Source organism: Mycobacterium conspicuum (assembly GCF_010730195.1).
GTDB classification, from domain to species: Bacteria; Actinomycetota; Actinomycetes; order Mycobacteriales; family Mycobacteriaceae; genus Mycobacterium; species Mycobacterium conspicuum.
In genome coordinates, this window is sequence record NZ_AP022613.1 from 3,523,121 (window position 1) to 3,546,290 (window position 23,170).

General features: G+C 66.4%; 22 protein-coding genes. 7 read left to right on the top strand and 15 right to left on the bottom strand.

Annotated features, from left to right (window positions below):
- Window positions 1-10: 10 nt before the first annotated feature.
- The 7 genes from G6N66_RS16310 to G6N66_RS16340 all read right to left on the bottom strand — a co-directional run bounded on the left by G6N66_RS16310 (window position 11) and on the right by G6N66_RS16340 (window position 7,087).
- The gene (locus G6N66_RS16310) at window positions 11-1,288 is read right to left on the bottom strand and encodes a cytochrome P450 (protein ID WP_085231125.1); all 1,278 of its coding nucleotides are present in this window, start codon (window positions 1,286-1,288) and stop codon (window positions 11-13) included.
- Window positions 1,285-1,887 (bottom strand): TetR/AcrR family transcriptional regulator, encoded by a 603-nt coding sequence (locus tag G6N66_RS16315; protein WP_085231272.1) that lies wholly within the window; start codon window positions 1,885-1,887, stop codon window positions 1,285-1,287. Before G6N66_RS16315 ends, G6N66_RS16310 begins: the two co-directional genes overlap by 4 nt.
- 115 nt (window positions 1,888-2,002) lie before the next feature.
- Window positions 2,003-3,187: a thiolase family protein gene (locus tag G6N66_RS16320; protein WP_232079325.1), complete on the bottom strand. Its 1,185-nt coding sequence runs from the start codon at window positions 3,185-3,187 to the stop codon at window positions 2,003-2,005.
- Window positions 3,184-3,600 carry a Zn-ribbon domain-containing OB-fold protein gene (locus tag G6N66_RS16325; protein WP_085231127.1) on the bottom strand — a complete coding sequence of 139 codons (417 nt, stop codon included), beginning with the start codon at window positions 3,598-3,600 and terminating at the stop codon, window positions 3,184-3,186. The genes G6N66_RS16320 and G6N66_RS16325 overlap by 4 nt, the downstream gene beginning before the upstream one ends.
- Window positions 3,597-4,808, bottom strand: a complete 1,212-nt coding sequence (locus G6N66_RS16330; RefSeq protein ID WP_085231128.1) for a CaiB/BaiF CoA transferase family protein — start codon at window positions 4,806-4,808, stop codon at window positions 3,597-3,599. Before G6N66_RS16330 ends, G6N66_RS16325 begins: the two co-directional genes overlap by 4 nt.
- A complete protein-coding gene (locus G6N66_RS16335; RefSeq protein ID WP_085231129.1) occupies window positions 4,809-5,816 on the bottom strand; it encodes a phosphotransferase family protein in 1,008 nt (335 codons plus the stop codon).
- Window positions 5,813-7,087 carry an alpha/beta hydrolase domain-containing protein gene (locus tag G6N66_RS16340; RefSeq protein WP_232079326.1) on the bottom strand — a complete coding sequence of 425 codons (1,275 nt, stop codon included), beginning with the start codon at window positions 7,085-7,087 and terminating at the stop codon, window positions 5,813-5,815. The genes G6N66_RS16335 and G6N66_RS16340 overlap by 4 nt, the downstream gene beginning before the upstream one ends.
- A gap of 136 nt (window positions 7,088-7,223) precedes the next feature.
- Between G6N66_RS16340 and G6N66_RS16345 the strand changes: the two genes are divergently transcribed.
- Window positions 7,224-7,586, top strand: a complete 363-nt coding sequence (locus G6N66_RS16345; protein ID WP_085231273.1) for a hypothetical protein — start codon at window positions 7,224-7,226, stop codon at window positions 7,584-7,586.
- 110 nt (window positions 7,587-7,696) lie between these two features.
- On the opposite strand, the gene G6N66_RS16350 is transcribed toward G6N66_RS16345, so the two are convergent.
- From G6N66_RS16350 to G6N66_RS16385, 8 genes are all read right to left on the bottom strand, one after another.
- On the bottom strand, window positions 7,697-8,113 hold the full coding sequence (locus tag G6N66_RS16350; protein WP_232079327.1) for a cupin domain-containing protein: 417 nt from the start codon (window positions 8,111-8,113) through the stop codon (window positions 7,697-7,699).
- Between the two features lie 2 nt (window positions 8,114-8,115).
- Window positions 8,116-8,763 carry a TetR/AcrR family transcriptional regulator gene (locus G6N66_RS16355; RefSeq protein ID WP_232079524.1) on the bottom strand — a complete coding sequence of 216 codons (648 nt, stop codon included), beginning with the start codon at window positions 8,761-8,763 and terminating at the stop codon, window positions 8,116-8,118.
- A gap of 11 nt (window positions 8,764-8,774) precedes the next feature.
- Window positions 8,775-9,203, bottom strand: a complete 429-nt coding sequence (locus G6N66_RS16360; RefSeq protein ID WP_085231132.1) for a nitroreductase family deazaflavin-dependent oxidoreductase — start codon at window positions 9,201-9,203, stop codon at window positions 8,775-8,777.
- Window position 9,204: 1 nt separating this feature from the next.
- Window positions 9,205-10,458, bottom strand: coding sequence for a cytochrome P450 (locus G6N66_RS16365; protein WP_085231133.1), 1,254 nt, complete (start codon window positions 10,456-10,458; stop codon window positions 9,205-9,207).
- Window positions 10,455-11,240, bottom strand: coding sequence for an SDR family NAD(P)-dependent oxidoreductase (locus tag G6N66_RS16370; protein WP_085231134.1), 786 nt, complete (start codon window positions 11,238-11,240; stop codon window positions 10,455-10,457). The genes G6N66_RS16365 and G6N66_RS16370 overlap by 4 nt, the downstream gene beginning before the upstream one ends.
- Window positions 11,240-12,448 carry an amidohydrolase family protein gene (locus G6N66_RS16375; RefSeq protein WP_085231135.1) on the bottom strand — a complete coding sequence of 403 codons (1,209 nt, stop codon included), beginning with the start codon at window positions 12,446-12,448 and terminating at the stop codon, window positions 11,240-11,242. Before G6N66_RS16375 ends, G6N66_RS16370 begins: the two co-directional genes overlap by 1 nt.
- A complete protein-coding gene (locus G6N66_RS16380) occupies window positions 12,445-13,911 on the bottom strand; it encodes an aldehyde dehydrogenase family protein (RefSeq protein ID WP_085231275.1) in 1,467 nt (488 codons plus the stop codon). The genes G6N66_RS16375 and G6N66_RS16380 overlap by 4 nt, the downstream gene beginning before the upstream one ends.
- Before the next feature lie 114 nt (window positions 13,912-14,025).
- Window positions 14,026-15,591: an AMP-binding protein gene (locus G6N66_RS16385; protein WP_085231136.1), complete on the bottom strand. Its 1,566-nt coding sequence runs from the start codon at window positions 15,589-15,591 to the stop codon at window positions 14,026-14,028.
- A gap of 198 nt (window positions 15,592-15,789) precedes the next feature.
- On the opposite strand from G6N66_RS16385, the gene G6N66_RS16390 reads away from it, so the two are divergent.
- The 6 genes from G6N66_RS16390 to G6N66_RS16415 are packed head-to-tail and all read left to right on the top strand — an operon-like array spanning window position 15,790 to window position 23,157.
- Window positions 15,790-17,010 (top strand): MCE family protein, encoded by a 1,221-nt coding sequence (locus G6N66_RS16390; RefSeq protein WP_085231137.1) that lies wholly within the window; start codon window positions 15,790-15,792, stop codon window positions 17,008-17,010.
- Window positions 17,007-18,023, top strand: a complete 1,017-nt coding sequence (locus G6N66_RS16395) for an MCE family protein (RefSeq protein WP_085231138.1) — start codon at window positions 17,007-17,009, stop codon at window positions 18,021-18,023. Before G6N66_RS16390 ends, G6N66_RS16395 begins: the two co-directional genes overlap by 4 nt.
- Window positions 18,023-19,099 carry an MCE family protein gene (locus tag G6N66_RS16400; protein WP_085231276.1) on the top strand — a complete coding sequence of 359 codons (1,077 nt, stop codon included), beginning with the start codon at window positions 18,023-18,025 and terminating at the stop codon, window positions 19,097-19,099. The genes G6N66_RS16395 and G6N66_RS16400 overlap by 1 nt, the downstream gene beginning before the upstream one ends.
- Window positions 19,092-20,393 carry an MCE family protein gene (locus tag G6N66_RS16405; protein WP_085231139.1) on the top strand — a complete coding sequence of 434 codons (1,302 nt, stop codon included), beginning with the start codon at window positions 19,092-19,094 and terminating at the stop codon, window positions 20,391-20,393. Before G6N66_RS16400 ends, G6N66_RS16405 begins: the two co-directional genes overlap by 8 nt.
- Window positions 20,390-21,592: an MCE family protein gene (locus G6N66_RS16410; protein WP_085231140.1), complete on the top strand. Its 1,203-nt coding sequence runs from the start codon at window positions 20,390-20,392 to the stop codon at window positions 21,590-21,592. Before G6N66_RS16405 ends, G6N66_RS16410 begins: the two co-directional genes overlap by 4 nt.
- Window positions 21,592-23,157 carry an MCE family protein gene (locus G6N66_RS16415; RefSeq protein ID WP_085231141.1) on the top strand — a complete coding sequence of 522 codons (1,566 nt, stop codon included), beginning with the start codon at window positions 21,592-21,594 and terminating at the stop codon, window positions 23,155-23,157. Before G6N66_RS16410 ends, G6N66_RS16415 begins: the two co-directional genes overlap by 1 nt.
- The last annotated feature ends 13 nt before the right edge of the window (window positions 23,158-23,170 follow it).

Consider the following 23,170-nt stretch of genomic DNA (forward strand, 5'->3'; position numbering starts at 1 on the left):
CGTGCACCAGCTAAGCGGTGGGGGTGAATTGGAGGTGGAGCTCGGTCAGCCCCCGCAGGATGTAGGTCGGAACATAGGTGTAGCGGCGGTGGTCCGCGGGTCCGTGTTTGGCCTCGTTGGCGCGAATGTCGGTCATGCGGTCCAAGATTCGCTCGATCGAGATCCGGCCTTCGACGCGGGCAAGCGGCGCGCCGGGACAGGTGTGTGCGCCGCGCGCGAACGCGATGTGTTCCCGGACGTTGGGCCGGTCGAGCCGGAATTCGTGTGGGTCGTCGAAGCGTTGGGGATCGCGGTTGATCGCCCCCGGGGCGACCATCACGGTGGTGCCGGCGGGGATGTCGACGCCACCCACGCACGTCGACTTGCGGGCGAGCCGGTAGGTGGTCTTGACCGGGCTCTCCATCCGCAGGGTTTCTTCGATGAACGCCGGGATGAGACTGTGGTCGTCGCGCAGTGTCTGCTGCAAATCCGGCCGGTCGCAAAGGATTCGCAACGCCGCGCCGAGCAGCTTCGCGGTCGTCTCCTGACCGGCCCCGAACAAGAACGTGGCCGTGCGCACGACATCGACGACCTCCGGCGTCGATCCGTCGGGATACTTCGCGCCCGCGAGATCGCTCAGCACGTCGCCGCGCGGTTCGCGACGCCGGTCTTCGATGTAAAAGTGGAACTTCTCGTCGAGGAAATCCAGCGGGTTGATCGCGGCGGGATCGTGCTCGAGATTACCTACGGTATGCGAATTCCCAAACACGGCACGGAATTCGTCGTGATCGGCTTCCGGAACGCCGAGCAGGTTGGCGATGGCAAGCAGTGAGTACGGCTTGGAATACGCTTCGAGGAACTCGCATTCGCCGCTCTCGACGAACTCATCGAGCTGCTGATCGGCGAGCCGCCAAAGGAATTCCTGATTCTCCTTCAACCGCGCGGGCGTCAACAGCCGGCTCAACACCGATCTCGCCCGGGTGTGTTCCGGTGGGTCCATCGTCACCATGTGTTTGTGCAGCGGCAACTTCGTGCGATGCTGCTCGACCTGAGCGCTGATGTCGTCGCCGGACGGTTCGAACGGCAGCGGCGGGAACGGGCCGCCCACCGCGATGCAGCTGGAGAACGAGTCGATGTCCTTGTATAAGGACATGGCTTCGTCGTAGCCGGTGACGGCGACGACGCCGTGATGCGCCTCGCGCACGACCGGCGCCTTGCCGCGCAGATAGTCGAAATACGGCTGGGGATCGGGGACGAGCGACGGATCGGTGAAGAAATCGATGGAGTCGAATTCGCTGTTTTCGGTCATGCCCTCACCCCCAACGCGGTCTGGCAGAACTGCCACAGGTTTTCCTTGGTCGCATTCAAGTCGTCGCCGGTCTGTGTCGCGTAGGCGTAGTAGTGGTTGACCGCGCGCAGGAGTTCGACGACGAACCAGGCATCCGATTCGGGGTTGCGGGGACGCAGCAACCCGGCGTCCGCGGCGTGGTTGATCTCCTTGAGTAACAGGTCCACGAACGGCCTTTCGGCCTCGGCAAGCTCTTTGGGGAAGATGCGGTGCAGGTGCCAGTGCATGGCGACGGTGAACCGCATGCCGGCGGCGCGGCGGCTATCGCCGTCGAAGATTTCCAGCGGCGCGGTGATGTAGAACCGCAACCGGTCCAGGGGGTCGGCCATCTCGGCGGCGGCGCGGCCCCATCGCTCGCAGGCCTCGGTCATCGCGTCGCCGATCACGGCCAGCAGCAGCTCGTCCTTCGATGCGAAGTAGCGGTAGAAGGTCTGCAGTGCGACGCCGGCCTCGGCGACCAGTTCCTGGGTGGTGAAATCGTCCTTCACCAGGATGAGTCGCCGCGCGGCGTCGAGCATCAACCTGACCTGGTTGGCGATGCGGGTGCGGGAACGCTGCACGGCGGCTGACCGATCGACCGCGCGCTCGACCCACGACTCGGATGGAACCGTCACAGCGACTCCTCAACGCTAGTAACAGTAGAACGATATTCTGCCGAATCTAAGAGCACAACTCTCAAAATGCCTCCGCGCTGTAGACCACCGCCCCGCCGAAATGCGGTGACGAATGACAAGCCAACCCGATGGTCGCGTTGTCGCGCTGGCGATCACCGGCCCGTCGCGACAATTGCAGGTAGCACTCGAGCATCTGCGGTATGCCGTGCATGCGCCCGTTTCCCAGCGCACCGCCGCCCGAGAGCGCCGGTATGGCATCCGGGCGGTCGCTGTCGATGCCGCCGGACTCGACGAAGCGATGCGCCTCACCCGGCGGGCAGAACCCGAGCACCTCCAGCCAGAACCACACGAACGACGAGAAGCCGTCGTACACCTGCGGCAGGTCGACTTGGTCGGCCGTGATGCCCGCCTGTTCCCACAGCCGCCTCGCCGTGTGCGCGCCGCCGTCAAGGATGTCGTCCAGCGGCCAGTGCAGCGGAAGTCGCTGCCGGGCAGGGGCGCCGGCGGCATAACCGGCGACATACACCGGCGGATGCGGCAGATCCTTGGCGCGTTCGGCGGAGGTGAAGACGAAGGCGGCCACCCCGTCGACCGGGATGTCGCAGTCATAGCGGCAGACCGGATCGAAAAGCGATGGCGCTTCCAGGTATTCGTCGGTGCTCAGCGGCCGGCCATGCCAATACGACCACGGGATCCGCGCGCCGTTCTTGCGCGCCTCCACCACGACGGCGGCCATCGACTCGCGCCTCGCGCCGTACCGTTGCAGGTACTCGTTGTAGGGCAGGGCGATCATGGCCAGCGGCCCGAAAAACCCTTGGGGCGCGGTCCACTGCAGGGGGCCGGACGCCTGCCGCATGGGGTTGGCGTGATATTTCCCCGCCGGATTGTGCAGGGCGCGGTGCAGCAACACGTAGTCGGCCGCGCCGCTGGCGACCGCGTTGACCGCCATGCCGACCGAGCCGGTGATCTGGCCGATGCCGTCGAACCCGGCGACGTAGCGTGGCTCGACACCCAAATGCTGTGCGAGCCAGGCGGAGGACACGGTGCTGACGCCGTCCTCAGCCGCCCGCCCTCCCGCGCTGGGCAGCAGGCTCGAGCTGACGAAGCCGTCGATCTGGTCGAGGCGCAGGCCGGCGTCGGCGATTGCGGCGCGGGCGGTTTCAACGGCCTGCGCCCCCAACGGCCGATCGGCGTGGCGCACGACTTGGGTGTGCGCGTAGCCGACCAGGGCGACCCTGTTCCTCACCGGGTGAGCTCGAATGCCGGTACGGCCACGCCGGGGGCAAGGTCCTCGAAGCCGACCGTGACGGCGTTACCTACGTGGAGCTCCTTCTGTGGCCCGTCCAGCAACCGGCCGATCAACCTAAGTTCCTTCTGCTCAACGAGTTCCACGTCGACGAGCACGAACGGCAGGTCGTCCTCGAATCCCGGCAGGAAGGCCTGGCGCACGACGGTCCACGACCGCACGGTACCGCGGCCGCTGACGGGTGTGAACTCGAAGCCGGGCTCGGTGCTGCGGCAGTGCGGGCACACCACGTCGGGCGGCATGCTGAACTGGCCGCATTGTCCGCAGCGGGCGACGGTGAGGACGTGCTCGGCCGCGGCCGCCCAGAACGGGGCCGATGCCTCATCGGGGACCGGCACCGGGCGCGCGGTCACGGAATCACGCCCTGTTCCATCAGCTTTGAGATCGCGTCCCAGTCGTAGCCAAGTTCCTCAAGCAGGGCCTCGGTGTGCTCGCCGTGCTCGGGTGCGCGCCGCAACGGCGCCGCCTCCTCGTCGAGTTGAACCGGCACCGACGGCAGGCGATAGGTTTGGCCATCTTCGAGGCTGACCTCGCCCACATAGCCGTTGGCGGCGATCTGCGGGTCCTCGATCACCTCCTGGACGGATTGCATGGGTGCCCAGGGGGCGTCGAGTTTGGCCAGCAGTTCCTTCCATTCGTCGAGCGTGTGGCGGGCGAAGATGGAATCCAGTTCGGCCACACAAGCTTCGGCGTTGGCGCGGCGCGCCGCGAGGTCATTGAAGCGCGGATCGTCGATGAGGTCGTCGCGGCCGACCACCCGGCAGAATTCCGGCCAGTAGCGGTCGCCCTGCAGGAACATCAGTTGGATGTGGCGGCCGTCCTTGGTGCGGTAGTTCCCGACCAGCGGGTTGACGGCCGGCCCGCGGCCGCCCATCGGCTCGGCCGACCCGCCGTTGAGTGCGGCGAGCAGATCCGACGACAGCGTCCACATCGCGGTGGCCAGCAGCGACACGTCGACCACCGAGCCGACGCCGGTCTTGGTTCGTTTGAGCAGCGCGGTCGCGATGCCGAAAGCCAGGGCCATGGCGCCGTTTCGGTCGCCCATGGCGCCGCGCTGGCTGATCGGGTAGTCGCGGTCGGGCGGGGTGAGGATGTGGCCCACTCCCCCGCGCGCCCAGAACGCCGAGCTGTCGTAGCCGGGCTGGTTGGCGTCCGGCCCGCGGGTGCCGAAGCCGTGGCCACGGGCGTAGACGAGGGTGGGATACCTTTTGCGCAGCGTGGCTGCGTCGAGCCCGAGCCGGCCCAGCGCGCCGGGTCGCAGGCTGGTGAGGAAAACGTCTGCGGTGGAGAGCAATTCGTGCAGCACGGCCAGGCCGCTCTCGTGACGAAGGTTCAGCGCCATCGACCGCTTACCCCGATTGGCCAGGGCCATCGAAAGATTCACGCCACCGCGGTCGGTGCCGATGCCCTGCGTCGCCAGACCGCGGTAGGGGTCACCCTCGAGGCGCTCGATGCGGATGACGTCGGCGCCCCAGTCGGCCAGCAGCGCCCCGGCCACCGGGACGAACACCCACTGCGCCAACTCGACGACGCGCATTCCGTCAAACGCGTTGGCCTCCATCTATTGCCTCCTGTCCGCGACGGCCGTGCCCAGCCGGTGTATCAGCGTCACGATGATCGCGGGATCGACCTTGGTGGTGATGCCCCAGAGAAAGAACCCGTGCAGCATGCCGCCGGCGATGGCGCGCCACGCCTCGTGGAATGGCGGCGGCGTGACGCCGTGGGAAGCCAGGGCATCGAGGTAGTGCCGCAAGAGATCTCGTTCGTTACTGCGACGTTCTTCGACGGTCAGCGTCGAGGCAATGTGGTAGCCCACGTCGAAATACCACTTGCCGCGTTGGACGAGTTGCCAGTCGACCAGGGACGCTGTCCCGCCTGTGTCGACAACGAGGTTGCCCACGTGGGCATCGCCGTGGATGACACACCAGGTTCCCGATGCCGCCTCCGCCGCGAGGTCGCGGTACGCGTCGACGAGCCGATGGGCGTCGTCCGTGCTGTCGAGGTTGCGGGCGATGATCTCGATCGTTGCGGATTCGCCCCACACTTCCAGGACGCGGCCCAGCTGCGGCGCCAGCCACGGAACGTCGATGTAGCGTGGGTCGGCCCACGTTGCCGCGTGCAGCCGGGCGAATTCGACGAGTGTGTCTGCGGTTTGGTCGGGTGTGTAGGGGCTGTTGCCGTCCAGGAACGTCGCGCCCTGGGACGCAACGTCTTCGGTGATGACGACGCCGTGCTGCGTGACCGGGTCGATGTCGGCGTAGACGCTGCGCAGCGTGCGCACCCCGGTCGACGCCGCCAGGTCCCGGTAGAAGAATGCTTCCGGTGCGCCGACATAGCGGGCCGTACGGCCGATCTCGTTGAAATAGCCCTTGACGCACAACGCCAGCGATCGCCCGTCGGCGCACTCGGCGGAAAACCGGGCATTGGTGGAGATCCGGTCGACCACCGGCCCCGGCACGACCGCGGAAACAGCGATGCCGGGGAATTGCGGCTGCAGCGCCGCGGTGAGCCAGTCCGGAGACAACGCCTGCTCGAGGGCGTCCGGCACCGGCACGGTCGTCGCCGTCATGCGAATGCCGCCTTCGCCTTTGCGGCCTGAGCCTGCAGGATGGCATCGCGGTCGGCTTCGAGCAGAAAGCCCGCCGCGATGATCTCGTCGAGGCTGCCGGTGAATTCGGCGAGGTAGCTTTGCGGATCTCCGTACCGGTCGGCGAGCACCTGGTACGACAGCGGCGTTTCGCGGCCGGCGAGCGCGCACACCGGCCCCGGCGTCGAGTGGGCCTCGTAGCGGGCGATCGGCACGTTGAGGAACGGTGACGGCACGCCCCCGCGGGCGTTGCCGAATCGGTCGACGGCCGCCTGCGCCACCGTGTCGTCGACGTCGAGTTCGATGCGCGGGGCCGTCGGCGGGGCGATGTCGTCTTCGGCCCAACGGAATAGGTTGCGCAGCGCGGCACGGACGAAGGCCGCCGTCGGAAGGCTCGATCCGTCGCCGTCGCAGCCGACGATCTTGGCCGCGTGCGGCGCCCCCGCGATTTCGTACAACCGGAAGCGATCCGCGCTTGTGTCGCTGTCCGGCCGCCGCACCGAGGCGCTGCCCGGGTTGACGAACTCGTCGAAGCGGAATCCCTCGACGTCGCTTTGCGGTTGTACCTCGATGACCGGGGCCCCGGTCGGTGGCATCGGGGCGTACTCGAAGCGGGGCAGGCCTTCTCCCAACGCGAGCGGCGTGAGGCTCGCCGCGTGCGCGGTCGGGAAGAAGCCGTCGTAGACGTCACCAAACGCCGCGGCGAAAGTGGCTGCGTCAAGCGCGCTTTGCGAATATCCGCCGAGATACACGCGCCGGACGGGACCCCGCTTGACGAACGTGCCGATGTCCCGCAACATGTCCCAGACCAGGTCGTTGGATCCGATGTCGACGTCGGCGTAGCGGTGCGCGTTGCGGCGCTTGAGCTCTTCCGACGACCAGGCGCGCACGCTGATGCCGACCCACGCGTCGCCCTGCGCCTGCAACAGCGGCGCCACGTGCAGCCACAGCGCATCCAGGTCGATGCCGTAGGTGGTGTTGAACGGCTCGATGACCACTCGGCCGCTGAAGCGGCCCAAGTCTTTTGGATAGCGTGCCAGGACCCGGGTGACGTATTCGTGCCCGCTGCTGTGCACGCTGGCCGGCCCGGTGGCGGGACCGGTGTAGGTGTTCGCCGTGCCGGAGAGCAGGTATTCGGTCTCGAGGTAGTCGTCGGAGAACTCGGGGAGCAGCTCTTCGAATTCGGATGGTGGTCGGGTCGCGCTGGTCTCGGGAATGCCTGCGCCGGCGGGCATCTCCCGCAGCTTCACCATTCGGATACCTCGTTCTAGACTCTACGAGAATGACAATCTACCAAAGATGAGGAGCGTCATGCGATCTCCGCGACAACTCGCCGCGATACTCGCGGGCATATTCGCGCTGGCGCCCGTACCGGTCGCTCAGGCCAATATGACGCTCGGGAACTACAGCCTGCAGATCGTGGGCAGATACGACTTCCACACCTGGACATGGGCGATCAGTGCCTGCCCCGGCGCATGTGTTCACGTGAACGCCATCGCCATGCCGGTGGGAAGGGCGTTCAACTACGCGGGCGACGCGCAGCTGGCCAACGGCCGCTACACCTTGACCGTCGATGTCCCCGACGGCCTGCGCTGCGACAATATCTATTACGGCACAACCATTCCCACGCACGACGTATACACCTGGGACGCGGTCACGCTGGCCGGCTCGCTCGAGTCCTCCTTCGACGCGGGGTGCGACGGCGCCCCCGGCGGAACCCTCACCTATCCGTTCACGCTGTCGCGCCTGTGAGTCACGTCCGTCACAGGCGTCTCCAATCCGAGGCACATACGTAGTTGTCCGCCTCCGAGCGACAAGTTCGCTTGAGCGCGCGACGTTGTCGCTCAGAGGTGGACAAACGGTCATATGCCACCCAGCCGGGGGCCGGCCGCTCTCTCCCCGGCCCTTTGCATCGCGTCCATGCACTGCTGCAGCGCGAACGCCGGATTGAGCTCCAGGGCGCGCGTCGCTTCGGGATAGATCAGAATGTGCCCGGCGGGAAAGAAGTACACCTCCCCCGCGCACGCCACCTCGTCGGCCCAGTCGGTGTTGGGATACGTTGCGCGAATTGATCCTTCGAAGATGTACCCGTAGTGCGGGCAGGTGCACACCCCGCCGGGAAGCCCGCCAATTTGGTAGAGCTGCGTGCAATCCAGCGGCCCGGTGGTGGTGTAGCCGACCTCCATGTCGCCCCACTGCACGGAGCGGAAACCGTCACCGGCCAAGGGCCATCGCCCGCCCCCGCCGCTGGGCAGTTCCTCCGGTCTCGCGTGCGGCATAGCTACCTCGCCTTGCCGCCGAGTGCGGTGAGACAGAACTCCCACAACTGTTCCTTGACGTCGGGCTGCCTCGGCACGTACGCGTAGTAGTGGTACACCGACCGAACCAGTTCGACGATGAACCAGGCCGCCCATTTTGGATCCGCGGGGCGCAGCAGACCGGCGTCGACACCGGCATTGATTTCACCGAGCAACAAGTCAACGAACGGCTTTTCCGCCTCGGCGAGCTCGTCGGGAAAGATGCGATGCAACCGCCACCGCGTCGACACCACGAACCGGGCCGTCTCACCGCCACCACCCTCGCTGTCGAGCACGTCAATGACGGCGGTGACGTAAAAGTGCAACCGCTCGACGGGACCATCCAGCTCGCCGGCGGCCTCGGACCAGCGCGCGCAGGCGTCGGTCATCGCGTCGGCGATCACCGCCAGCAGCAGCTCGTCCTTGCTGGCGAAGTAGCGGTAGAACGTCTGCAGCGCAACGCCGGCCTCTTTGACCAGTTCTTGGGTCGTGAAGGCATCGCCCTTGATTCGGATGAGCCGCAGGGCCGCGTCGAGCATCGACCGCACCTGGTTGGCGATGCGGGTGCGCGACCGCTGGACGGCCGCTGACCGCTGGGCGGCCCGTTCTTCGGCTCGTGACACCGAAGTCATGCTAGCGGCCGTCATGCCGGTGTGAGTATCACGACGGGAATCTCGCGGTCCGTGCGTGTCTGGTAGACGTCATAGTTGGGCCAGACCTCGGTGACGATCTTCCACAACCGCGGCTTCTCGGCCGCCGACGCGGTGCGCGCGACGACGGCGAATTCGTCAGCCTTGACCTGGATCTTGGCCGCCGGGTTGGCTTGCAAATTCAGGTACCACATCGGGTGAGTCGGCATTCCGCCCTTGGAGGCCACGATCAGGTAGTCGACCCCGTCGCGGGCGAAGATCAGCGCCGACGTGCGGGGCTCGCCGGTGCGACGACCGGTCGTGGTGAGCAGGAGCGTGGGCACGCCGTTCCAGAGGTAGCCGACCTCGCCGCCGCTGTCCCGGTACGCGCGGATGTGATCGTCGCCGAGCAGCGTCAGGTCGGGCTGGGAGTAATCAGACATGTCACGCCTTATCGAAGAGCACGGGTATGGCGGTCGCTCCGCGCTCGTACATCCCGATGATGCGGGGCGGTTCGGCGTCGGGATCCAGCCGCAGGTTCGGCAGCCTGTCCAGCAGCGCCGAGATCGCAATGGTCATCTCTGCCCGAGCGACGTGCATGCCGAGGCAGATGTGCACGCCCTGCCCGAAACCCAACGACGGCCGGAACTTTCGGGTGATGTCGTATTCGTCGGGACGGTCCCATCGAGTCGGGTCCCGATTGGCCGCACCGAGTGCCAGGTGCACGACCGATCCCGCCGGGATTTTCACGCCGGCGAGCTCGGTGTCGGCGATCACCCAGCGGGAGAACATCGGGTCGGTGGGCATCCAGCGCACCGACTCCTCGATGGCGGCGCGCAGCAGCTGCCGGTCGGCCCGCACCGCGTCCAAGACCTCGGGCCGCTGCAACAGCGTTGTGATCGTGGTGCCCATCTGCTTCCAGGTGGTTCCCGAGCCCGCGCCCAGCAAAAGCAGTACGAAGGAATCGATTTCGCGATCGGTGAGTCGGGTGGTGCCGCCGTTCTCGTCGGTCAGCTCGGCCTGCACCAGGATGCTGATCAGGTCGTCGCGGGGCTCCGCGCGGCGGGCGGCAATGACGGGCTTGAGGATGTCGACCACCTTTTGCGGATCCCGCGCCAGCGCCTCCCGGATGTCGAGCGCCTGCTCGACGGGCACGCCGAAGCTGCCGGTGATGGTCAGCACCGGGATGGCCGCACAGAAGTCGACATTGAGCTCGGCGCGTCCTTCATGCGCGATGCCGTCGACCAGCAGATCCACGGTTTCGGTGATCCAATTGTCAATCCACCACTTGCCATTCGCCGGCAGGAACGACGGCTGCACCAGGGCGCGATAACGCTTGTGCTGCTCGCCGTTCATCGAGAGCATGCTGTTGGTCAGGCCCAGCGGACCGCCCTCGAGGTCGACAGGATCGGGAGACGACGCGAACACCTCCGGGTTGCGGTAAACGGCCATGCACGTGTCGTAGTCGAACACAGTGAAATGCGGGCTGTCCGGGTACGGCAGCCCGTGAAAGAACATCATGTCCGTGCTACCGGTGAGCTCGTGCAGGACGCCGGGCAGCACAGGTCCCTCTTCGCGCAACCGGTGCCACACCGGATAGGGATCGTCCTCGTAAGCGCCACCGGCCCAGGCGTTGTAGGAGCTGCGCAGGTCGAACAGCTCCCGCAGCCGGTCGCGGTCCAGCGCGGGTGCGGTCATCGGGCCACGAACCCACCGTCGACCGGCAAAGCCACCCCGGTGACGTTGCGCGACGCGTCGGAGACCAGATACAGCGCGGCCTCGGCGCAGTCTTCGGCGGTGATCGCGCGACCCAACGGGTGTTGCCCGCCAACGGCTTTGGCGATCTCGGCCTGCTGCTCGGCGTCGACCTGCAACCCACCGGCGGCCATGAACCCAGTCAGCGGCATGGCGGCCGGGCAGATGGCGTTGACCCGAATCCCGAAGGGAGCGGCCTCGATTGCGACGCCGCGGGTGAGCTGGATGACCCCGCCCTTGGTGGCGCCGTAGACCGTGCCGCCCCAGCCCACCAGCCCGGCCACCGAGGCCGTGTTGAGAATCACGCCGCCGTCACCCTGCTCCTTGAAGCGCAGCACAGCGTACTTGCAGCCGAGGAACACCCCGCCGAGGTTGACCGCGACCAGCCGGTTGAAGTCCTCGAGCGAATGGTCCTCGAACGTCATGCCGAGCCGCGGCGTCGGGATGCCCACGTTGTTGAACAGGATGTCGAGCCGCCCGTACTGGTCGACCGCCGCCGCGATCATCGCCTGCACCTGCTGCTCATCCGAGACGTCCGTGCCGATGGCGATGGCCATGCCACCGACCGACTCAATCTGGCGCACGGTGTCTTTCGCGTGCTCGGCATCGATGTCCGCCGCGACCACCCGGGCGCCTTCCTCGGCGAACCGCAGCGCCGACACCCGGCCCACGCCGGACCCCGCGCCGGTGACGATGGCGCTCTTGCCCTCGAGTACCCCGGCCATCAAGCGCTCGCTAGGACCGGAGGCTCGGCCGGCGTAAACCGGTACAGCCGTTCGGCATTGCCGCGCAGCAGCTTGTACTGCACGTGCTCCGGCAGGTCCTTCATGGTGCTGCGGGCAACGTCGATGCAGTCCGGCCAGGTCGAGTCCGAATGCGGGTAGTCCGTCTCGCACATGATGTTGTCCTCGCCCAGCTCGTCCAGACTCCGGACGGCGTGGCGGTCCTCGATGATGCAGCCAAAGATGTGGTTACGGAAGGTTTCCCGGATGTCGAGGGTGTCCAGGTCGATCGCCTTGCCGGCACCGGCGTGGGTGTCGAACTTCGCGCCGCGCATCACCCAATACCGCTGCTTGTCGAGCACCTGCTCGGCGCGCTCCAGGAAGTAGGGCATCCAGCCCATCTCACCCTCGGACAACGCGATCTTGAGCTTCGGGTAGCGCTGGAACATCCCGCTGAACAGCCAGGACAGCATGGTGCCCGACGTGCGCGACGCACCCCAGGTCAGGTTGGCCATGAACGGCGCGTCCGAACAGATCTTGGGCAAAGTCGACGACGAACCCACGTGCATGCTGGCGACCATCTCCAGCTCGTTGGCCGCCGCCATCACCGGCTCCCAGTAGCCGTCGGGGTCGTGAATCGTGGGCAGCCCCAAGGGTTCCGGGTTCTCCGAGAATGCGAACGACGTCACGCCCTTGGCCGCCATCCGCTCCATCTCCTTGGCGGCGAGCTTGGGGTCCCACATCGGAATCAGCATCAGCGGGATGTAGCGGCCCGGCGCGGCGCCACACCACTCCTCGACCAGCCAGTCGTTGTAGTGCTGCAGGCATTCGAAGCCGAATTCGCGGTCGCTGGCCTCCATGAACAGCTGCCCGCAGAACCGGGTGATGGTCGGAAAGCACAGCGACGCAAGCACGCCCGAGCGGTCCATGTCCTCGACGCGGGCCTTGGCGTCATAGCAGCCCGGCCGCATCTCGGAGTAGGACAGCGGCTCCGGGCTGAACTCCTCCTTGGACTTGCCGACCACGGCGCTCAGGCCCGAGTTCGGGTAGCGCTTCCCGTCGTACACCCAGTTGTCGATGCCGTCGTCGTTCTTTTCCATGTGTGGCGCCCGGTCGCGGTCCTTGGCGGCGACGCGGTCGACCCACAGGTTCGGCGGTTCGAGGATGTGGTCGTCGACCGAGATCAACCAGTTCAGGTCGTATTCGCTCACTTGAGTTCTCCGATCGACATGTGCTTTACCTCCTGGAATTCGCGGATCCCGTCCGGGCCGCGTTCGCGGCCCAGACCGCTCTGCTTGTAGCCCCCGCTGGGTGCGTAGGCCGAGAACACGCTGGTGTTGACATTGACCGCACCGGTGCGCAACCGACGCGCCACGGCGACCGCGGCCGCCGCATCGGCGCCATATACCTGACCGGACAACCCATAGATGCTGTCGTTGGCGATCGCCACCGCGTCGTCGACGTCGCGGTAGCCCAGCACGCCGATGATCGGGCCGAAGATCTCTTCCTGCGCAGCGGGATTGGCGTTGCTCGGCAGATCCAGCACGGTGGGCTCGAAGTAGTAGCCGCGGTCCAGTCCAGCCGGCCGGCCGCCGCCGCAGTACACCTTGCCGCCGTGCTCCTCGGCCAGCTTCACGTACTGCTCGCACTTGGCGCGCTGCGCGGCGCTGATGACCGGGCCCATCATCGCCGACGCGTCGGTGGGCGGGCCGACCTTGATCGACTTGTACGTCGCGCTGACGGCCTCCAGCACCTCGGCCTTACGGTCTTGCGGCACAAGCATTCTGGTGGCGGCCACGCAGGCCTGCCCGGCCGTGCTGGCGACCACGATCATCGCGCCGCCCGCCGCGCGCTCCACCGCGTCCGGCAAATAGATCTGCGCCGACTTGCCGCCGAGTTCCAGCGACACCCGTTTGACGGTGGGGGCCGCCTGGGCCAGGATCTTGCGGCCCGCCAGCGTCGACCCGGTGAACGACACCATGTCCACACCCGGGTGGCTGGTCAGCAGCTCCGCGCCGGCGGTGCCCGACTCCACCACCACGCTCAGCACCCCCGGCGGCAGGCCTGCGGCGTCCGCGGCACGGCCGAAGATCAGCGACGAGATCGGCGTCAGCGGGCTGGGCCGCAGAATCACCGAGTTGCCGGCCATCAACGCGGGAATCAGCTTCTGAAAGCCCATGATCAGCGCCGCGTTGTACGGCGTGATCGCGGTGACCACGCCGACCGGTTCGTGGCGGCGAATGCTCAGCGCCACCCGGCCGCGCGTCAGGTCGTCGACGGGAACCGGGCTGGCTTCCTCGTGCGACATCGACAGGTACAGCCCGATCGTTTGGCGCCCGATCGTCGCTCCAGCGCGCAGCTGGGTGCAGTCGGCGAAAAACGTCGACTGACCGGCCTCGGCGACCATCGTCGGCACCAACTCCTCGCTGGCGCCCTCGATGTGATCGATGAACGCGTGCAGCACCCGCGCCCGCTCGGCGGGCGCCATGTCCGCCCACACGCCGGAGTCGAAGCTGCGGCGCGCCTCGGCGATCGCGCGCTCCACCTCGACCAGCGGGGTGGCGGTGATGTCGGCGACGTGGCTCTCGTCGGCCGGATTTTCGACGCTGACCACGTCATCGCCGGTAACCCAGCGGCCGGCGATATAGGTGCGCTGCTCCGCGAGGATGGTCACCACACTCCTAAACAATCAGCTCGAGGTAGAACGATATTCTACTCGCCACAGAAGTTCAACTCTCGCCATTCGCGAGCCGAACCGCACTGCGGAAACTCACGCGGAATTTCGCAGTCACGTTCGGCTCGCGGGCGATTGGTCGCGAATCCGCTCACGCACCACGAATTTCTGCACCTTGCCGCTGGCCGTGCGCGGGAAGTCATCGACCTCGTGCAGCTCCTCGGGCCATTTCTGCTTGGCGACGCCCGCGCGCTCGAAGTGCGCGCGGACCTCGGGCAACGAAGGCTTCGTGTGCCCCGGCTTGAGGCGCAGCATCGCGGCGGCGTGCTCGCCCAGCCGGGCGTCGGGCGCGGACACCACCACGGCCTCGGCGACGGCCGGCAGCCCGAGCAGGATCTCCTCGAGCTCCAGCGCGCTGATGTTCTCGCCGCCGCGGATGATGATGTCGGACTTGCGGTCGGTGATGGTGATAAAGCCATCCTCGTCCATCACCCCGATGTCGCCGGTGTGATACCACCCGTCGTCGTCAAAGGCCTTCGCGGTCAAAGCGGGATCGGTGTAGCCGATGAACAAATCCGGTCCGCGCGAGAGGATTTCGCCGTCGTCGGCCAGCCGGACCTCCACGCCTGGCCGCGCTTCGCCGTCGGTGAACAGCCGCTTGTCCTCCGGCGCGGTCCAGTGCGAGCCGGTGATAGACGGGTGTTCGCTGCTGCCGTAGGAGCGGTGGACGAGGATGCCGAGATCGGCCAGCCGGCGCGTGACGGCCGCGGGAACGGTGGACCCGCCGAGGCCCAGGTACTTGATGTACTGCAGGTGCTCGTCGGTGAACCGAGGATGGTCGAGCAGGCTGGTGACGAAGTAGGGCGGCCCGCCGCCGAGCGCCACGCCGTCGCTTTCCATCAGGTCGATCGCCTTGTCGGGGTCCCAGACGTCGGTGAGATCGATTGGCGCGCCCTCGATTACCGGGATCAGGAAGGCGCCGAGCATGCCGATGAAGTGTCCGACGGGCAGTGCCGTGAGTTGCCGGCCGCGTCCCGGCGGGTAGTTCGAAAGCAATTGGCGGGTCTCAAAATCCAGCGATTGATGGCTGTGGATCACGCCCTTGGGATTGCTGGTGGTTCCCGACGTGAACGCGATCAGTGCGGGGTTGGCGGCATCGGTCGCCAACGTGTCGGTCATCGGCTCGGTGTCCAGGAGCGCGTCGAAGCTCGCACCCACCACCCCGACGATCGGCACGTCGGCGCTGACATCGGGCTCATACGTCATCCGCCCGAACCCTTCGGCGGTGATAAACACCTTGGGCTTCACGGTGCCCAGGATGTAGCGCAGCTCCTTGGGCCCGTAGAAGTGGACGATCGGGACGACCACCGCGCTGAGGAACGCCGACGCCCAGAAGGTGACCGCGGCCTCCACCCAGTTCGGCAGTTGGAAGGCGATGACGTCGCCGGGACCGACGCCGCGCGCCCGCAGTCCGGCGGCAAGCCGGCGCGCCTGCAGTTCGACCTCGCCATAGGTGCCGGAAAACGGGCGCTGCGCCGAGTGGACGTGGAACGTGACCTGCGGGTTGTCCTTGAGCCCGCGCCCCAGCAGGTCGCCGAGGGTGTCGCCGGTCCACCATCCTTGGTCTGCGTAGCGTTGCGCCAATTCCGGCGAGACGGTCCGGACGGGGAAACCGGTCACGATGCTCCTCTGCTGGCGTGTCGGCAGTGGCCAGTGTAGAACGACACTCTCGTGTAAAGCAGTCTTGTACTTTGAGCACAACGGTTGTATCGTTCTGCTCGCTACTAACATGAGATTTGTATCACATCGCGAGCTCTGACTGCAGTAGGCCGTTGGGGCACTTGGCATTTCGTGCTCCCCTGCGGCAAAGGAGCGTAGGTGACCCTCAGCGTTCCGGCCGGACAGCGGGCGATCCGCCGCTCGTACGGTCGTCCGCTGGCGGGCCTGGCCACCGTCGTCGTCTTCGCCGCGGTCGTCGCCATCGCCCTGACACAGTTCCGCGGCGGATTCACCGAGACCGTGCCGGTGACGGTGGTTTCCGACCGCGCGGGTCTGATGATGAACCCCGGCGCCAAGGTCAAACTGCACGGCGCTCCGGTCGGCGCCGTCGCGTCCATCCACGACATGCCCAACGGCCAGGCGGCGATTCAACTGGCCCTCGACCCGTCCCGGCTCCGCCTCATTCCCGCCAATGTCCTCGTCAACATCGTCGCGACGACGGCATTCGGCGCGAAATTCGTCCAGTTGATCCCGCCCCAAGACCCCTCCGCGCAACGCCTGCGCGCCGGCCAGGTCCTCGACGCCGATCGGGTCACCGTCGAGATCAACACGGTCTTCCAGGAACTCACTTCGGTGCTGGCCAAGATCGACCCGGCCAAGCTCAACGAAACGCTCGGCGCGTTGGCCACCTCGCTCAACGGGCGGGGCGGTCAGCTCGGCCAACTGTTCACCGACCTGAACGCATTTCTGGCCAAGTTCGAGCCGAGCCTGCCGAACCTGAGCCACGACCTCGCAGCCACCGCCGACGTGTCCCTCGGTTACGCCGATGCGGCAACGGATCTCGTTAAGACCATTGCCAATACGACGAAGGTCAGCCAGTCCATCGTCGACGAGCAGCAAAACCTCGACGCGTTTCTGATCAGCACGATCGGCCTGGCCGACATGGGTAACGACGTCGTGGGCACCAACCGGCAGGCACTCACCGATGTCATGCACCTGCTGGTGCCCACCACCGATCTGACCAACGAGTACCACGAGGCGCTGACCTGCTCGCTGAAGGGCATGTTCCCGTTGGCCAAGCAGCCGCCCACCCCGGTGCCCGGCCTCGAAGTGCTGGGCGGCATCGCGCTGGGCGCCGAGCGTTACCGCTACCCGAGGAACCTGCCCAAGGTCGCCGCCAAGGGCGGCCCGCAGTGCGAACACGAATTGCCGGTGGCATACAACACGTTTCCGCCGTTTGATGTCGCCAACGTCGGCGCCGACCCCTGGCAGTACAACAACCCGGGGATTCTGCTGAACTCCGACCTACTCAAGCAGATCCTGTACGGACCGATCGATGGGCCACCGCGCAACACCGCACAGATCGGGCAACCCGGATGAGCCGAATACTGGTGAAATTCGGCATCTTTGCCGTCGTGATGATCATGTTGACCACCTCGCTATTCTTCATCTTCGGCCAGTTCCGCAACGGCCCCACGCACGGGTACTCCGCGATCTTCGCCGACGCCTCGCAGCTGAAGACCGGAGATTCGGTGCGGGTAGCCGGAATTCGGGTCGGCACGGTTCGCGCCGTCGCGCTGCGGCCCGACAACACGGTCCTGGTGAAATTCGACGCCGACGACGACGTCGCCCTCACGTCGGGCAGCAAGGCCGCCGTGCGCTACCTCAACCTGGTCGGCGATCGCTACCTCGAACTGATCATCGGCCCGGGATCGATGCGGGTGCTGCCCGCCGGATCACAGATTCCGGTCGACCACACCATGCCCTCGCTGGATCTCGATTTGCTGCTCGGCGGGCTGAAACCCGTTATCCGAGGCCTGAATCCGCATGACGTCAACGCGCTGGCCGCCGCGCTGCTGCAGGTGTTTCAGGGCGAGGGCCAGACTCTGCAGTCGCTGCTGGCGAAGACGTCGTCGTTTTCCAACGATGTCGCCGCCAAAAATCAAGCCGTCGAGAAGTTGATCGACAACCTCAACACCGTGGTGCAAACCCTTGCCCAACAAGGCAATCAGTTCTCCGGCGCGATCGAGCACCTGCAGCGTCTGGTCACCGATCTGTCCCACGACCGCGACCCCATCGGTGACGCCATCACGGCGCTGGACACCGGTACCGCGTCGATCGCCGACCTGCTGAGCACAGCGCGCCCACCGCTGGCGGGAACGGTCGACCAGTTGAATCGCTTGGCGCCGGTGCTCGAAAAGGGCAACGGCTACCTCGATGACGCCCTGCAGCGGGCGCCCGGCAACTACCGCAAGATCGCGCGGACCGGTGCCTACGGCAGCTTCGTCAACTACTACATCTGCGGGTTGATGTTCCGCGTCTCCGATCTGCAGGGCCGGACCGCGGTTTTCCCGTGGCTGCGGCAAACCGAGGGAAGGTGTGCGGAGCCCTGATGCTGAGATACCGTGACGCCAAACACATTCGGTCGGGCTTCATCGGCGCGGTTCTGATCGTGCTGGTCACCGCGGTGGGGCTGGCACCCGAGCGGCTGCTGGCCTGGGCGACGACGATCCATTATCAGGCGCTGTTTTCCGAGGCCGGCGGGCTCGCGGCCGGCAACAACGTGTTGGTGTCGGGCGTCAAGGTCGGCACGGTTTCCGATGTCTCGCTGCGCGACGGCGACGCGCTGGTCACGTTCGGGGTGAGCAGCAAGGTGCGGCTCGGATCGCTGACCAGTGCCCACATCCGGACCGGTTCGCTGCTGGGCGCACGGGTGCTGACGTTGGAGCCGACGGGTAGCGGCCGGATGCGTGCGTCCGACGTCATACCGATGACGAGGACATCGTCGCCCTACTCGCTGAGCGCGGCGGTTTCGGAGCTGACCACGAATCTGGCTTCGACGAGCACCGACAGCCTCAACCACTCGCTGGACGCGCTTTCGGCAACGATCGACCAGATTGCCCCGCAATTGAGTCCGACGTTCGAAGGGCTTACCAAGCTGTCGCGGGCGATCAACAACCGGGGTGAAACCCTGGACGCGCTGCTCAAGAGCGCCTCCGATCTCACGGGAATCCTTTCGGGGCACAACCAACAGGTCAACTCGTTGATCCTGGACGGCAACGCGCTGCTCGACGTGCTGGTGCAGCGCCGCAATGCGATCGGCGACCTGCTGGCCAACGTGTCCGCCGTCGCCAAGGAGCTGTCCGGGCTGGTGGCCGACAACGAAAGCAAGCTGGCGCCCACATTGGACCGGTTGAATTCCGTTGCCGCAGTGCTGGAAAAGAACCGCGACAACCTCTCCAAGGCGTTGCCCGGCCTGAAGAAATACGAGTTCACCTCGGGCGAGGCGGTGGCCAACGGTTTCTATTACAACGCCTTCGTGCCCAACCTGGCGATCCCGGAACTGATCCAGCCGTTCTTCGACTATTACTTCGGGTTCCGCCGCCATGACCCGCACCTGCCGCGCGCCCTGTTCCCCTGGCCGCACAATGGTATTCCGCAAGGCATCCCGGGGCCACACGATGATTAGGCGATTGGCGACGGCGGTGCTGTTGGTGGGGCTTCTCGTGGGCGCCGGCGCCTTCCTGGTTCGCGAGACGTTCTTTCGGCCGCTGACGATCACCGCCTATTTCCCGTCGGCGACCGGCATTTATGCCGGTGACGACGTCCGCGTGTCCGGCGTCAAGGTCGGCACCGTGTCGTCGGTGCAGCCCCAGCCGAGCCGGGCCAAGTTGGTCTTACGGGTCAATCGCGCCGTGCCGGTCCCGGCCGACGCGAAGGCGGTGATCGTCGCGCAGAATTTGGTGGCGGCGCGCTACGTCCAGCTCACGCCCGCCTACCACAAGACCGGACCCAAGATGCGTGACGGCGCGGTGATCGACCAAGACCGCACCGCGATACCCGTCGAATGGGACGAGGTCACCACGCAATTGACCCGGCTGGCAACCGATTTGGGGCCGTCAGGCCCGGTATCGTCGACGTCGGTCAGCCGGTTCATCGACAGCGCCGCCAACGCGCTGGACGGCAACGGCGAAAAGCTGCACCAGACCCTCGCGCAGCTGTCCGGGATCAGCCGCATTTTGGCCAACGGCAGCGGCAACATTGTCGATGTCATCAAGAACCTGCAAAACTTCGTCACCACGCTGCGCGACAGCAATCAACAGATCGTGCAATTCCAAAACCGGCTGGCGACGCTGAGCAGCGTGCTCAACGACAGCCGATCCGATCTCGATGCGGCGCTGTCGAATCTGTCCGTCGCGGTCGGCGAGGTGAAACGCTTCATCGCCGGCAGCCGCGACAAGGCCGCCACGCAGCTGCAGCGGCTCGCCGATGTCACTCAGGTGCTCGTCGACCATCACCTGGATGTGGAAAACATCCTGCACGCCGCGCCCACCGCGTTCGCCAACGGTTACAACATCTACAACCCCAACGTGCCCGGAGCCATGGGAAGCTTCATCATCCAAAACTTCGCCAATCCAACGCATTTCATCTGCGATGAGATCGGGGCGCTGGCCAACGTCACCGCGGGCGAAACGGGCAAGCTGTGCGCCGAATACCTCGGCCCCGGAGCCCGCACCGCGAACTTCAACGAGCTACCCATTCCGACCAACCTGATCCTGCAACAGATCGCGAGTCCCGGCAAAATCATCTACGCCGAGCCGAATCTCGCGCCCGGCGCCGGGGGGCCGGCTCCGGGACCACCCGAGGCTCCCCCGGCAATTTCGGCGTACAACGGGATGAATGATTCGGCGCCGAAGAGCTTGTCCGACTTGTTGTTGCCGGCGGTAGGTCCGCCTCCCCCCGCTCAGGGGACCGCGCCGTGAGCGTCACTCGGGCACTGGGCATCGCGGCATGCGCCGCCGCTGTCGGCGGCTGCGCGTTTCAGGGTGTCAACTCGCTGCCGCTGCCGGGCGCGGTGGGCCGCGGACCGCACGCCAACGTCTACCACATCGAGGTCGCGAATATCGGTACGCTGGAATCGAATTCGCCCGTGATGATGGCCGACGTCGTGGTGGGCAGCGTCGGCAAGATGCGGGTCCGGGGCGATCACGCCGACATCGAGGTCTCGGTCAAACCCGATGCCGTGGTGCCCGCGAACGCGGTAGCCACCGTCGGGCAGACCAGCTTGTTGGGTTCGATGCACGTCGAACTCAATCCCCCGCTCGGCCAGCGACCGCAGGGCCGGCTCGAGGCCGGGGCAACGATTCCGCTGGACAGGTCGTCATCGTATCCCTCTACGGAGCAGACGCTTTCGGCGCTTTCGGTCGTGCTGAACTCCGGAGGCCTGGGGCAGGTCGGCGACATCGTGCACAACTTCAGCGCCGCGTTGTCCGGCCACGAGAACGACGTCCGGGAACTGTTGACGCGGCTCGACGACTTCGTCGGAGTGTTGGATCAGCAGCGCGAGAAGATCATCGCGTCCATCGACGCGTTGAACCGACTCGCCGGCACGTTCGCGTCGCAGCGCGAGGTGATTTCGGACGCGCTGCGCAAGATACCGCCGGCGCTGGATGTGTTGATTCGGGAACGCCCACGCTTGACCGCCGCGCTGGAAAAGCTGCACGTCTTCAGCGATACCGCGACCCGGCTGGTCAACGACACCCAGGCCGACCTGGTCAAGAATCTGCAAAATCTCGAGCCGACCATCCGCGCGCTCGTCGACGTGGGACCGGAGCTGCCCATTCTGCTGGGCTACATCCCCACCTTCCCGTTCACCCAGAACTTCGTCGACCGCGCCATCCGCGGCGACTACTTCAATGTCTTCGCCGTCATCGACATGACCGTGCCCCGGTTGAAGAGAACGATCGGCGGCGGCACCCGCTGGGGAGATCCCGACGCGCCGCTGGTGCCCGCCCCGGGCGATCCGTGGTATCAGAGCTACACCAGGGACCCGATGAGCGTGGGCCTCACCCCGCCGGCGCTGCCGGGATCCGGGCCGCCGGCCGCGGCGCCGCCGCCGCCGGCGTTCGCGGGGTCCGACATGAGTCCCATTGCGCCGCTTGATCATCCGGGACCCGGCTGATGCTCACGCGTTTCGTCCGGATTCAGCTGGCGATCTTCATCGCCGTCGGGCTCACCGGCATGGCGGCGATGTTCTTCGAGTACATGCAGGTGCCGACGCTGCTCGGGATCGGCAAGCTCAACGTGAAGCTGGAGTTGCCCGAAACCGGCGGCCTGTACCGGTTCAGCAACGTCACCTACCGGGGCGTGCAGATCGGCAAGGTGACCGCCGTGGGTCCGACGGCCGACGGTGCCGAGGCGACGCTGGCGATCGACACCTCGCCGAAGATTCCGGCCGATGTGCACGCCGCGGTGCGCAGCATTTCCGCGGTCGGCGAGCAATACATCGACCTGGTGCCGCGCTCGGAATCGGGACCCTACCTGCGCGACGGGTCGGTGATCCAGGCGCGTGACACCTCCATCCCGCCACCCGTGGGGCCGATGCTGGACAAGCTCAGCGCGCTGACCGACAGCATCCCCAAAGACAAACTCTCCCAACTGCTCGACGAATCATTCAGGGGTTTCAACGGATCCGGCTACGACCTGCAGACCCTGCTCGACTCATCGACCAGAATCTCGCACGACGCTAACGACACCGCCGGCCATACCCGCGCGCTGGCCGATGACGCCGTCCCGTTCCTGGATGCGCAGACCCAGACCAGCGATGCGACGCGGCGCTGGGCGCACAACCTGGCCGGTGTCACCGATCAGTTGGTGACCGACGATCCGCAGTTTCGCAAGCTGCTGCGCACCGGACCCGATTTCTCCCAAGAGGTTTCGCGGCTGCTGACCCAGTTGAAGCCCACCCTGCCGGTGTTGCTGGCCAACCTGACGACCATCGGCCAGATTGGCGTGACCTACCATCCGTCGCTGGAGCAACTGCTGGTGTTGCTGCCCCCGACGGTCGCGGCGTACAGCTCCTATGGCGTCACCAACAACCCGACCGGGCTGGCCGTCGGCGGATTCACCCTGACGATCGCCGACCCGCCCGCGTGCACGGTGGGATTCCTGCCGCCCTCGCAGTGGCGTTCGCCGGCCGACACCACCACGATCGACACCCCCGACAACCTGTATTGCAAACTGCCGCAAGACGCTCCCATCGCCGTGCGCGGCGTGCGCAACAATCCGTGCATGGGCCACCCGGGAAAGCGGGCGCCGACGGTCGAGATCTGCAACAGCGACAAGCCCTACGAGCCGTTGGCGATGCGGCAGCACGTGCTGGGGCCGTCGCCGCTGGACCCGAATCTGTTGGCGCAGGGTGTGCCACCCGACGACCGGGTGACGGTCCCGCCACACATTTTCGGTCCGTTGGACGGGACGCCCCTGCCGCCGGGAGCGACGCCGGCCGGAACACCGCCGGGGCCGCCACCGCCGGGGTCGGTGAACCAACCGCCGACGGCGCCAAGTGCGTTCGTGCCCAACGGTTCTGGGCCTTCGGTGGCCACCGCTCGTTATGACCCAGCGACCGGGCGGTACGTCACCCCCGACGGTCTGATGTTCCGGCAGGCTGACCTGGCGCGGTCGTCAAAACCGAAGACGTGGAAGGACATGGTGCTTACCGCAGCCGGTCCCGCTGGTCCACGCTGACCCCGATGGTAGA

What these genes read in the sequence shown, in the direction of transcription:
- G6N66_RS16405 (WP_085231139.1), top strand. Translation starts at nt 19,092, where the DNA reads ATGATTAGGCGATTGGCGACGGCGGTGCTGTTGGTGGGGCTTCTCGTG.
- G6N66_RS16340 (WP_232079326.1), bottom strand. Translation starts at nt 7,087, where the DNA reads ATGGTGAAGCTGCGGGAGATGCCCGCCGGCGCAGGCATTCCCGAGACC.
- G6N66_RS16330 (WP_085231128.1), bottom strand. Translation starts at nt 4,808, where the DNA reads ATGGAGGCCAACGCGTTTGACGGAATGCGCGTCGTCGAGTTGGCGCAG.
- G6N66_RS16335 (WP_085231129.1), bottom strand. Translation starts at nt 5,816, where the DNA reads ATGACGGCGACGACCGTGCCGGTGCCGGACGCCCTCGAGCAGGCGTTG.
- G6N66_RS16395 (WP_085231138.1), top strand. Translation starts at nt 17,007, where the DNA reads ATGAGCCGAATACTGGTGAAATTCGGCATCTTTGCCGTCGTGATGATC.
- G6N66_RS16400 (WP_085231276.1), top strand. Translation starts at nt 18,023, where the DNA reads ATGCTGAGATACCGTGACGCCAAACACATTCGGTCGGGCTTCATCGGC.
- G6N66_RS16345 (WP_085231273.1), top strand. Translation starts at nt 7,224, where the DNA reads ATGACGCTCGGGAACTACAGCCTGCAGATCGTGGGCAGATACGACTTC.
- G6N66_RS16365 (WP_085231133.1), bottom strand. Translation starts at nt 10,458, where the DNA reads ATGACCGCACCCGCGCTGGACCGCGACCGGCTGCGGGAGCTGTTCGAC.
- G6N66_RS16360 (WP_085231132.1), bottom strand. Translation starts at nt 9,203, where the DNA reads ATGTCTGATTACTCCCAGCCCGACCTGACGCTGCTCGGCGACGATCAC.
- G6N66_RS16415 (WP_085231141.1), top strand. Translation starts at nt 21,592, where the DNA reads ATGCTCACGCGTTTCGTCCGGATTCAGCTGGCGATCTTCATCGCCGTC.
- G6N66_RS16350 (WP_232079327.1), bottom strand. Translation starts at nt 8,113, where the DNA reads ATGCCGCACGCGAGACCGGAGGAACTGCCCAGCGGCGGGGGCGGGCGA.
- G6N66_RS16355 (WP_232079524.1), bottom strand. Translation starts at nt 8,763, where the DNA reads ATGACTTCGGTGTCACGAGCCGAAGAACGGGCCGCCCAGCGGTCAGCG.
- G6N66_RS16370 (WP_085231134.1), bottom strand. Translation starts at nt 11,240, where the DNA reads ATGGCCGGGGTACTCGAGGGCAAGAGCGCCATCGTCACCGGCGCGGGG.
- G6N66_RS16310 (WP_085231125.1), bottom strand. Translation starts at nt 1,288, where the DNA reads ATGACCGAAAACAGCGAATTCGACTCCATCGATTTCTTCACCGATCCG.